This is a genomic window from Isoptericola sediminis (assembly GCF_013085345.1).
Taxonomy (GTDB): domain Bacteria; phylum Actinomycetota; class Actinomycetes; order Actinomycetales; family Cellulomonadaceae; genus Isoptericola; species Isoptericola sediminis.
In genome coordinates, this window is the sequence record NZ_JABFAJ010000031.1 from 1 (window position 1) to 9635 (window position 9635).

Genomic DNA, 9635 nt, shown 5'->3' on the forward strand with positions numbered 1-9635 from the left:
GGGGTCGCCGGCCCGCAGGCCGGCGACCCCCGCACGGCGTCAGAGGGACGACGCGGTCGCGTGAACGCGCAGCAGCACGGCCTGCTCGGGTGCCAGCGGCGGCAGCGGCAGCCCGGTGCTGCCCAGCACCGATCCGGGCAGGGTGACCGACCCGGCGACCCACCACGGCGGCAGCGTCTCGCCGACCGCCAGCGGGGGACCGGTCAGCTCGACCCGTTCCAGCCGGTAGGTGGTGGCGGGGTCGAGACCGGGCAGGACGAGCGGCGCGGGCACCGCGGGGCCCGACGACCACCGGGTGACCACCGCGAAGGCCGCCTCCGCGGCGTCGGGGGACACCACGCCGTGCACCCACGTGTCCTCGTCCGGCCGGTCCGCCCGGACGGTGCGTCCGCCGGCCACGAGCGGCCGCAGCTCGCGCACGAGCGCCGTCCAGCGGGTGATCGCCGCGAGGTCGTCCCCGTCGAGGCGCGTCAGGTCCGTCTCCAGCCCGGAGTGCCCGAACAGCGCGGTCACGAGGCGCAGCTCGAGGTCGTGCACCCGCCCCGTCGTGTGCGCCCGGTCGGCCCCGACGTGGGAGCCCACCAGCTCGGGCGGCACGAGCAGACCGGTCCAGCGCTGCACGGCCTGCCGTTCCAGGGCGTCGTTCGTGTCCGAGGCCCACACCCGGTCGGCGCGGTCCAGCACGTCGAGGTCCACGCGGCCGCCGCCGGAGGAGCACGACTCGATCTCCAGGCCGGGGAAGCGGGCGCGGAGCTCGTCCATGAGCCGGCGCGTCGCCAGCACCTGGGGCCGGGAGGGCGCGTCGAGCACGTCCCGGTTCTGGTCCCACTTGAGGAACTCGATCGGGTACTCCTCCAGGAGCGCCACGAGGGCGTCGCGCACGTGGGTCCAGGCGTCCGGGTTCGCGAGATCGAGCACCTGCTGGAACCGCCACGGGATCGGGTCACGGTGGGCCGTGCCCCGCAGGACCCAGTCGGGGTGCTCGCGCGCGAGGTCGGAGTCGGCGTTGACCATCTCCGGCTCGATCCACAGCCCGAACCCCATGCCCAGGCCCCGCACGTGGTCGACGAGCGGGTGCAGGCCGGCGGGCCAGACGTCCTCGTCCACGGTCCAGTCGCCGAGGCCCCGGCGTTCGTCCCGGCGGCCGCGGAACCAGCCGTCGTCGAGCACGAACCGCTCGACGCCGGTGACGGCGGCGAGGTCGGCCAGCTCCCGCAGCCGCCCGAGGTCGTGGTCGAAGTAGACGGCCTCCCAGGTGTTGAGCGTGACGGGCCGCGGGCTGCGTACCCGGCCCGGCCGCGCCCGCACCCAGTCGTGGAACCGTGCCGAGACGCCGTCGAGGCCCTGGTCGGACCAGCACGCGAGGGTGCGCGGGGACGTGTACGTCTTCCCGGGGGCGACGACGACGTCCCCGGGACCCCACAGCTCCCCGGCGCCGACGACGGTGCGGGCGCTGGGCAGGCGTTCGACGCGGAGCGCGCTGTCCCCGGACCACGCGTGGTGGACGGCCCAGACCTCCCCGGAGCGGAAGCCGAACCCCGCGGTGCCGACCACCGTCACGGTCGGTGCGTCGTGCCCGGGGCGGCCGTGCCGCGCGCCGCGGAACCAGGTCCCCTCGCGCAGCGGGGCGCGTTGCGGTCGCCGCTCGCCGGACCAGCGTCCGGTGAGGTCGAGCACCTCGTCCGCCCGGTCGGGCAGCGGGAGGGAGGACGCGAGGTGGTCCAGCACGTAGTCGTCGCGTCCGGTGTTGGTGAGCGACGTCGTGGACTCCAGGACGCCGTGCTCGTCGAGGCCGAGGGTGATCACGACCTCGATCCCCGCGGCCTCGTCGGCCAGGCCGACCCGCAGCGACGACGGGGTCGCCGTCGTCCCGGTGTGCCGCAGGTGCGGGTGCCGGGCGGCCGACCCCGACTCCCCGGGCCGCCAGCCCGACAGACCGGGTGAGCCCTGCCAGCCGTCCGAGGACGTGGGCACGAGCGTCGTCCGCAGCGGGGCGCCGACGGCGCTCGCCGTGACGGCCGGCACCTGGGCGTCGGCGAACGCCTCCAGCGCCGCGTCGTCGAGCGCGCCGAGGTCGGTGCCCCAGTGGACGACGACGGGTACCCGCGTGCCGCGGGCGTCGAGCACGAGGCTCGAGCCCGCGGCACGCAGGTGGTGCACCCCGGGGGTGGAGGAGGTCACTCCGCCACCGGGATGGACTGCGACTGCAGCGTCTGGATCGTGGCCTCCTGACCGGACTCCAGCGCGTCGGTCAGGGTGCCCGAGCCGCCGAGGGCGGCGCCGAACCCGTCGGCCACGTCGTTGTACGTCTGCGCCATGGTCGGCCCCCAGGTGAAGTTCGGGTCCGTGCCGGCGGCCGCCTCGGCGAAGACGTCGAAGATCGCCTGGCCGCCGTAGAACTCGAGACCTTCCTGCAGCGCCGGCAGCTCGAGACCGGCCGTGGTCGCGGGGTAGAGGCCGCCCTCCTGGTTGAGCGTGGTCAGCGCCTCCTCGGAGGTGTTGAGCCACAGCGCGAACTGCGCGGCCTCGTACGGGTGCTCGCTGCCCTGCAGGACGGCGACGGTCGAACCGCCCCAGTTGCCCGCCGCGTTCGCGCCGGGCTCCCACTGCGGCATCGGCGCCACGGCCCAGTCGCCGGCGGTGTCGGGGGCACCGGACGAGATCGAGTTGCTGCCCCACACGGCGCTGACCCAGGTCCACAGCTCACCGGTGTTGAGCTCGTTGTTCCACTCGTCGGAGAACCCGGCCGTGTCCTTGACCAGGTCGTCGTCGATGAGGCCCTGCCAGTACTCGGCGACCTCGGTGGACTCCGGGCCGGTCAGGTCGACCGTCCAGGCGTCGCCGTCGTTGCTGAACCACTGGCCGTCGTTCTGCCACACGAGGCCGGCGAACCAGTTGACGTCGGTGCGGGGGAAGTGGGTGATGTAGGAGCCCTCGTCCCGGATGGCCTGCGCGGCCTCGGCGTACTCGTCCCAGGTGGTCGGCACCTCGATGCCGGCCTCCTCGAAGAGGTCGGCGCGGTAGAACATCGCCATCGGGCCGGTGTCCTGCGGGATCGCGTAGACCGACCCCTCCTCGCCGAACGTGACCTGCTGCCAGGTCCAGTCCACGAACTGGTCGCCGGCGTCGAGGACGCCCTCGCAGGCGCCGATGTCGACCAGGCCGTCCTGCACCCGGAAGTTCGGCAGCGTGTCGAACTCGATCTGGCCGAGGTCGGGCGCCTCGTCCGCCTCGAGCTGGTTGAAGAAGTCCTGGTAGGTACCGGCGTTGCCCGCCGGACCGGAGTTGTAGGTGACCTGGATGTCGGGGTTGTTCTCGTTCCAGATCTCGACGGCGGCCTCCATGCCGGGGACCCACCCGGTGTAGGTCAGCTCGACCTGACCGTCCGTCGGTTGGCAGGCGGCGGCTTCCTCGCCGCCGCCGTCGGTGGTGTCGCCGCTGCCGCCGGAGCAGGCGGCGAGCATCGCGGTGGCGGCGACGGTGGCCGCGCTCGCGCGGACCAGGTGTCGACGGGACATGGTGTTCCTCCTTGAACGGGGTGGGTGGTGCGGGTCGTGTCTCGGCGCGGTCATGCCTTGACACCGCCGGCCGCGAGGCCGCTGCGCCAGAAGCGCTGGAGCCCGAGGAAGGCGAGGATGAGCGGGACGACGGCCACGAACGCCCCGACGACGACGGCGGTGCGCAGCTCGGGCACGGCGTTGGTCTGGGAGTTCCAGGCGTACAGCCCGAGCGTGACGGGGTAGAGCTTGTCGTCGGAGAGCATGACCAGGGGCAGGAAGAAGTTGTTCCAGATGGTCACGAACTGGAACAGGAAGACGGTGACGAGCGCGGGCGCCATGAGCCGCATCGAGACGGTGAAGAAGGTCCGCACCTCCCCGGAGCCGTCGAGGCGCGCCGCCTCGAGCAGCTCGCCCGGGACGCTCGCCGCCGCGTAGATCCGCGACAGGTAGACCCCGAACGGGCTGACCAGGCTCGGCAGGAACACCGCCCAGTACGTGTTCGTCAGGTCCACCGCCGAGAAGATGAGGAACAGCGGCAGCGCGAGAGCCGTGACGGGCACGAGCACGCCGCCGAGGATCACGTTGAAGAGCAGGTTCCGCCCGCGGAACGCGTACTTGGCCAGCGCGTAGCCGCACATGGAGGCCAGCAGCGTGCCGAGCAGCGCGCCCACGCCGGCGTAGAGGACGGCGTTGGCCAGCCACCGCAGGTAGACCCCGCCGTCGTACGTGAAGACGTACTGCAGGTTCTCCCAGAGCTGCCAGTCGGCGAACCACAGGCCCGCCGTCGACGCCATCTGGCCGCGCGACTTCGTCGAGGCGACGAACAGCCACCACAGCGGGATGAGGAAGTACAGGGTGAAGACGGCCATCACGAGGGTGGCGGCCATCCGGGACATGAGCGGCTCGCGCACCGTGCGGGTGCGCGCGTTCTCGGGGCCGTACCCCGCGGTCCGGGTCAGCATGCTCACTGGAACGCCCTCCTCTGCGTCAGCCGCAGGAAGACGAACGACAGCACGAACGTCAGCAGTGCGAGCACCACCGAGAAGGCTGCGGCAAGGTTGAAGTTCGGCACCGTCGAGGTGGTGTAGACCAGCAGGTTCGGCGTGAACGTGGAGCTGACCGAGGTCGTGAACGTCCGGAACACCTGCGGTTCGGTGAGGAGCTGCAGCGTGCCGATGATCGAGAACACGCCGGTGAGCACGAGCGCCGGGATCACCAGCGGGATCTTCACCGACAGGGCGATGCGCAGCTGCCCGGCGCCGTCGATCCGCGCGGCCTCGTAGATGTCCTGCGGGATGGCCTGCAGCGCGGAGTAGATGATCAGCATGTTGTAGCCGATGTAGACCCACGTCACGACGTTCGCGATCGACCACAGCACCAGCGAGCTGCCGAGCAGGTCCACGTTGCTGGTGACGACCTCGAACGGCGAGAGACTGGGCGAGTAGAGGAAGCCCCACATGATCGCCGCGATCACGCTCGGCACCGCGTAGGGCGCGAAGAACGCCAGCCGGTAGAACCGCTTGCCCTTGACCAGGGTCGAGTCGATGAGCAGGGCCAGCAGCAGCGCGATGCCGAGCATCACCGGAACCTGCACGACGCCGAAGAGCAGCACCCGGCCCAGCGACGCCCAGAAGGCGTCGTTCTCGAACACCTGCCGGTACTGGGCGAACCCGCCGAAGACCTCGGTCGCCGCGCCGAAGGTCCCTTCCCGCTCGACGACGAAGAACGAGCGGTAGGCCGCGTACGCGATCGGTGCGAGGTAGAAGAGCGCGAACAGCACGAGGAACGGCGACACGAGCACGGCCACGGCGCCGCCGTGCGACGACCGCCGTCGCCGCGCCGGTGCCCCGCGGGCGGTGCGAGCCGCCGTGGCGGCTGGTCCGGTGGTGGTCATGCGTCCTCCTCCGAGGTCGGGCGGGAGTCCTGCGGGAGCTCGCGGACGACGGCGACGTCGCCCGGGGCCACGTGGTGCTCGGTCGCGTCGTGGCCGGTCAGGAGCTCGGTGCCCCCGACCTGCGCGACGAAGGGTTCGTCCGAGCCGTTGACGACGAACACGTACGAGGCGTCGTCGGCCGTGCGGCGCAGGACGTCGACGTCGCCGCCGGCACCGGGCAGGACGGGCCGGACGTCGGCGTCGGCCAGGACCTCGGCGACGAGGTCCTGGCGCCCGGCGTCGTCGAGGCGGGCCGCCACGTACCAGGCGGCGCCGCCGCCGTACCGGTGTCGGGTGAGCGCCGGCGACCCGGCGACGGGGCCGTCGGCGAAGCGTGCCCGCACCTCCGCCCCGCGGGCCTCGAGGCGCTCGGTCCACACGCTGGCGCGGCGGCCGTCGTCGAGGGACACGGTCTCGCCCGCCTGCAGCGGGAAGAACTCGTCCGAGCGCGCACCGAGCACGTCGCGGAACGCCCCCGGGTAGCCGCCGAGGCGGACGTGGTCGTGCTCGTCGACGATGCCGGAGAAGTAGGTGACCAGGGCCGTGCCGCCGTCGGCCACGAACCGGTCGACCTCCGCCGCCGCGGCGTCCGTGACGAGGTACAGGGTGGGCACCACCACGAGCCGGTACCCCTCGAGGTCGTCGCCGGGGCGCACGACGTCGACGGCGACGCCGGCCCGGCGCAGCGCGGCGTGCATCGCGTGGACCTCGTCGAGGTAGCGCACGTCCCCGGTGGGGTGGCCGGGCCGGTCGGCCGCCCACCACGCCTGCCAGTCGAACAGGAGCGCCACGTCGGCCCGCAGCACCGATCCCGTGACCTCGTCGAGCGCGTCGAGCATCCCGCCGAGCCGGACCGTGGAGCGCCACTGCGCGGAGTCGGTGCCCGCGTGGGGCAGGAGCGCGGAGTGGAAGCGTTCGGCCCCGGCGCGCGAGGCCCGCCACTGGAAGAAGCAGACGGCGTCCGCGCCCCGGGCGACGTGGGAGAGCACCATGCGCTCGAGCTCGCCGGGCCGCTTGGCGATGTTGCGCGGCTGCCAGTTGACGGCGCCCGCCGCGGCCTCCATGAGCATCCAGGGGCGCCCGCCCGCCAGCCCGCGGGTGGCGTCGGCGGTGAAGGCGAGCTCGCCCCACGGGTCCGGCAGGCGGTGGTCGAGGTAGTGGTCGTTGGCGACGACGTCCATGTGGTCGGCCCAGTCCCAGTAGTCCTGGGTGTCGATGTGGGCCGCGACCATGAAGTTCGTGGTGACCGGCGCCGTGCTGCGCTCGCGCAGGATCGCGGCCTCGGCGTCGTACCAGTCGAGCAGCGTGTCCGAGCTGAACCGCCGGAAGTCGAGCATCTGGGTCGGGTTCTCCGGGGACTCGACGTGGCGCGGGGGGAGGACCTCGTCGAACGACCCGTAGCGCTGGCTCCAGAAGCTCGTGCCCCACGCCTCGTTGAGCGCGTCGACGGTGCCGTAGCGCTCGGCCAACCAGCGCCGGAAGTCGCGTGCCGACACGTCGCAGTAGCACAGCGCGTTGTGGCAGCCCAGCTCGTTGGACACGTGCCACATCGCGAGCGCCGGGTGGTCGGCGTAGCGGTCGGCGACGGTCTCCACGAGCCGCATCGCGTGCTCGCGCACGACCCGCGAGCTGGGGCACCAGGCCTGGCGGCCGCCCGGGCTGACGGTGACGCCCTCCCGGGTGACGGGCAGGATCTCGGGGTGCGCGGTGGTGAGCCACGGCGGGGGTGTCGAGGTGCCGGTGCCGAGGTTCACCGCCACGCCGTGCGCGTGCAGGAGGTCCAGGACGGTGTCCAGGTCGTCGAAGCGGTGCACGCCGGGCGCGGGTTCGATCTCGGCCCAGCCGAACACGTTGACGGCGACGAGGTCGACGCCGGCCTCGCGCATGAGCCGGGCGTCCTGCTCCCACGTCTCGCGGGACCACTGCTCGGGGTTGTAGTCGCCCCCGAACGCGATCCCGGGGCGCGGGAGACCAGGTCGTCCCTGGTGAGTACGCATGTCCACGTCGACTGCCGATCCTCGTCCTCGAAGAAACTGTGTGTGCACGTGCACACATTCATTGACGATACATGCTGCGACGTGGTGTGTCCACGTGCACACACGGATTGGAACGATACGATGTCGGCATGACCTCCCCACGCCGCACCCGGGCGACGGTGCACGACGTCGCGGCGCAGGCGGGGGTCTCGCGGGGCACCGTCTCCCGCGTGCTCAACGGCGCCGGGTACGTCTCCGCGGACGCCCGCGCGCGCATCGAGGCGGCGATCGCCGAGGTCGGGTACGTCCGCAACACCGCGGCACGCAACCTGGCGCGCAGCAAGACGTGGGCGGTCGGGTTCGTGGTCCACGAGCCGCACCAGCTCTTCCTCGAGGACCCCAACATCGGGTCCATCCTGCTCGGCACGAACGAGGTCGTCGCCGACGCGGACCACCAGCTCGTCGTGCTCGTCGTCGACTCCGACCGGGACGCGAAGCGCGTGTCCGGCTACCTGCGCGGGGGGTTCGTCGACGGTGCCGTCCTGGTGTCCGCCCGGTCCGACGACACGGTCGCCGACGCGATCGTGGAGTTCGGCCTGCCGGCGGCCTTCGTCGGCCACCCGGCCGGGCGCGCGTCGGTCCCGCACGTCCGCATCGACAACCGCACCGCCGCACGACAGATCACGGAACGACTCCTCGCCACGGGGCGCCGGCGGGTCGGCATGCTCGCCAGCGCCCTGGACCGCGACTCCGGCGCCGACCGGCTCGAGGGGTTCCAGCAGGCCCTCGGCGACCGCTTCGACCCGCGTCTGGTCGTCGACGACCCGCTCTACTCGTACCAGTCCGGCGTGGCCGGCATGGCCGAGCTGCTGGACCGCGAGCCCGCGCTCGACGGCGTCTTCGCGGCGTCGGACGCGGTCGCGGCCGGGGCGCTGGAGACGTTGCGGGCACGCGGGCGCCGGGTGCCCGAGGACGTCGGGCTCGTCGGTTTCGACGACAGCGCCTGGGCGACGCGCAGCACGCCGCACCTGTCCACGGTGCGGCAGCCGGCGCGGGACATGGGCCGGGCCGCGGCGCGGCTCGTGCTCGACCAGCTCGGCGGCCACGAGGCGCACGACGTCACGCTGCCGACGGAGATCGTCTGGCGGGACTCCGCCTGACCCGCGGGACGGTGCCCGGCGTTCAGCGCGCGGCCGCGTCCCGGGCGTCCGCGAGACGCCGCACCTCGACGTCCGGCAGCTCGTCCCACCACCGCCGGTAGCGGCGGAACACCGCGGGCTCGCGGTCGGCCAGCAGCTCCTGCAACGAGGCCGCCTCGGCGGCCAGCGCGGACCAGACCCGGTCGGGCAGCGGCTCGACGACGGCCGCGTCGATCCCGTCGTCGGTCGCCCGCCAGAACCCGGCGACGCGGCCGTCCACGAGGACGGTCGCCAGGGTGTCGCCGTTGCGGCGCACGACGTGACCGCGCAACGGCTCGGGCACCACCCGGGTCCGGTCGGCGTGGGCGAGCAGGAGGCTGTCCCACATGCCCAGCAGGCGTGGGGGAGCGGGGGTGTCGGCGGCGGGTCGCGGGGCGTCCGGCAGGTCCAGCAGGGTGACGCCGTCGGGCCCGTCGATCTCGACGAGCTCCGGCCGCAGGGTCTCGACCGCGGGCCCGGTCCAGGGCTTGCGCAGCATCGTGAACCGGGCGAAGTCCGCCTCGGTGGCGGGGCCGAAGGCGGCGAGGTAGCGCCGCAGCAGGTGCACCACGGCGGGGTCGTCCCCTGCCGGCGGCTCGTTCGCGGCGGTCCGGGCGCCGGCGCGGTAGACCCGCTCGCGCGGGCTGAAGGACCACGGTGCCCCGCTCGGGACGTGGTGCAGCGGGGCCAGGGTCCGCAGGGCGAACCAGGTGGCGGGTGCCCGCTCGTCGTCCAGCAGGCGGCTCAGCTCGGTGACGATCTCGTCCTGGGTCCGCGGCCGGTCGGCGAAGGCCAGCACGGCGTCCCGCACCTCGTCGGCCTCGGCGGGGGTCAGCCGGGCCGGGGCGAAGCGGCGGTCGTTCAGCCGGGAGCCGCGCAGCGGATGCGTCATCGCGTGGTGGAACGCCGCCCAGTCGTCCCGGTGGACGGCGTGCAGCGTGACCCGCATCAGGGTGGCGCGCACCACCGTGCCGGAGGCGAAGGCGGCGTCCAGGTCGTCCGGGCGGAACCCCGCGACGCGGTTCCAGAGCGCCAGGTACGGGCCGGC

At 73.3% G+C, this 9635-nt stretch carries 7 protein-coding genes; 1 reads left to right on the top strand and 6 read right to left on the bottom strand.

Annotation, left to right across the window (positions count from 1 at the left end; translation table 11 throughout):
• Positions 1–39: 39 nt before the first annotated feature.
• The 5 genes from HLI28_RS15190 to HLI28_RS15210 are packed head-to-tail and all read right to left on the bottom strand — an operon-like array spanning position 40 to position 7430.
• Complete coding sequence (locus HLI28_RS15190; RefSeq protein ID WP_171248425.1) at positions 40–2181, bottom strand: alpha-galactosidase; 2142 nt, start codon at positions 2179–2181, stop codon at positions 40–42.
• Positions 2178–3518, bottom strand: a complete 1341-nt coding sequence (locus HLI28_RS15195; RefSeq protein WP_171248426.1) for an ABC transporter substrate-binding protein — start codon at positions 3516–3518, stop codon at positions 2178–2180. The genes HLI28_RS15190 and HLI28_RS15195 overlap by 4 nt, the downstream gene beginning before the upstream one ends.
• Positions 3519–3568: 50 nt before the next feature.
• Positions 3569–4462 carry a carbohydrate ABC transporter permease gene (locus tag HLI28_RS15200; protein WP_246246840.1) on the bottom strand — a complete coding sequence of 298 codons (894 nt, stop codon included), beginning with the start codon at positions 4460–4462 and terminating at the stop codon, positions 3569–3571.
• Between the two features lie 2 nt (positions 4463–4464).
• Positions 4465–5394, bottom strand: a complete 930-nt coding sequence (locus HLI28_RS15205) for a carbohydrate ABC transporter permease (protein WP_171248427.1) — start codon at positions 5392–5394, stop codon at positions 4465–4467.
• Entirely contained in the window at positions 5391–7430 is a 2040-nt protein-coding gene (locus HLI28_RS15210) for a beta-galactosidase (RefSeq protein ID WP_171248431.1), read from the bottom strand. Before HLI28_RS15210 ends, HLI28_RS15205 begins: the two co-directional genes overlap by 4 nt.
• 128 nt (positions 7431–7558) lie before the next feature.
• Here HLI28_RS15210 and HLI28_RS15215 point away from each other — a divergent pair, with 128 nt between their 5' ends.
• Positions 7559–8569, top strand: a complete 1011-nt coding sequence (locus HLI28_RS15215) for a LacI family DNA-binding transcriptional regulator (protein ID WP_171248428.1) — start codon at positions 7559–7561, stop codon at positions 8567–8569.
• 22 nt (positions 8570–8591) lie between these two features.
• Here the strand turns inward: HLI28_RS15215 and HLI28_RS15220 are convergent.
• A partial coding sequence (locus HLI28_RS15220) for a winged helix DNA-binding domain-containing protein (protein ID WP_171248429.1) occupies positions 8592–9635 on the bottom strand: 1044 nt, incomplete at its 5' end.

Coding starts and splice junctions, on each gene's coding strand:
- HLI28_RS15195 (WP_171248426.1), bottom strand. CDS start 3,518: ATGTCCCGTCGACACCTGGTCCGCGCGAGCGCGGCCACCGTCGCCGCC.
- HLI28_RS15200 (WP_246246840.1), bottom strand. CDS start 4,462: ATGCTGACCCGGACCGCGGGGTACGGCCCCGAGAACGCGCGCACCCGC.
- HLI28_RS15205 (WP_171248427.1), bottom strand. CDS start 5,394: ATGACCACCACCGGACCAGCCGCCACGGCGGCTCGCACCGCCCGCGGG.
- HLI28_RS15210 (WP_171248431.1), bottom strand. CDS start 7,430: ATGCGTACTCACCAGGGACGACCTGGTCTCCCGCGCCCCGGGATCGCG.
- HLI28_RS15215 (WP_171248428.1), top strand. CDS start 7,559: ATGACCTCCCCACGCCGCACCCGGGCGACGGTGCACGACGTCGCGGCG.